This window comes from Mesorhizobium sp. M8A.F.Ca.ET.218.01.1.1 (assembly GCF_004791165.1).
Lineage (GTDB): Bacteria > Pseudomonadota > Alphaproteobacteria > Rhizobiales > Rhizobiaceae > Mesorhizobium.
In genome coordinates this window covers 1-1066 of sequence record NZ_SRUZ01000031.1, presented here as the reverse complement: position 1 = coordinate 1066, position 1066 = coordinate 1, and the positions used below count along the sequence as shown (strand labels likewise).

1 protein-coding gene is annotated in these 1066 nt (G+C 63.6%); it reads left to right on the top strand.

The window, feature by feature from the left end; genetic code table 11:
• Nucleotides 1-204 precede the first annotated feature (204 nt).
• Nucleotides 205-1066: IS110 family transposase (locus EN861_RS34240; RefSeq protein ID WP_189343813.1), on the top strand; the 862-nt coding region annotated here is incomplete at its 3' end.

Sequence of the window (1066 nt, the reverse complement as noted above, 5' to 3'; positions counted from 1 at the left end):
CTGGAACACCCCTTGTGTGTTTGGAATCGTGCATTGTTGAGGGTGCCACGGACCAGGTGCTTGCCTGATCCGTGGCGGCGGTCGAGAGCCCGTCACCCCTCAGGTGGCTTAAACCGTGGATGAGCTGGGGCCCGACCGCCTTCTTTTGTGAACCCGAACAGTTGCAAGGGGCAAGCCCCCGCACACAAGGAAGGGACCGATGAGATGGTAGCGCAAACGGTTCAGGACATCGGCATCGATGTCGCCAAAGGCTGGCTCGACGTGGCGGTGTTTCAAACGCAGGAACAAGCGCGTTTCGACAACGACAAGGACGGATGGGCCAAGCTGGTCAGATGGCTGCGGGGTCGCACCGTACGCGCCATCGGCATGGAGCCGAGCGGCGGCTATGAGCGCGGTGTGGCCAAGGCACTGCGTAGCGCGGACCTGCCGGCCAGGAACGTCAATCCGCACAAATTGCGCCACTATGCCCGCGCCCTTGGCCGATTGGCCAAGAATGATCGCATCGACGCCTTGCTGATTGCGCGCTACACCGCCGAACTGCCGACCCGGCCGGTGCGTTGCGACCCGATTGCGGAGCAACTGGCCGATCTGGTCGTGGCCCGCAGGCAGCTTAGCGACGATAAGGTCAGCCTCGCCAATCAACTCGAGCAGCTACGCGAGCCGATGGTGAAGCGCATCTTCACCCAGCGGCTGCGTCGTATCGAACTCGATATCGCACTGCTCGCCAAGCGTATGGCCGAACTCGTCGCCAGCCAGCCGGCGCTCGCAGCCAAGGATCGCCTGATCCACGGTGCCGGTCCAGTCCTCAGCCATACCATACTGGCGCTGGCGCCGGAGATCGGGCAGGCCTCGCGACGCGAGATTGCTGCGCTTGCCGGCCTGGCGCCCTACGACTTCGACACCGGCACCTTCAAAGGTCGCCGCGTCATCTGGGGCGGCCGGCATGCTCTGCGCAGGGTGGTCTACATGGCAGCGCTCACCGCCAGCCGCTCCAATCCCGTACTCAAAGCCTTCCACCAGCGTCTTATTGCAAACGGTAAGCAACCAAAGGTCGCCATCGTCGCCG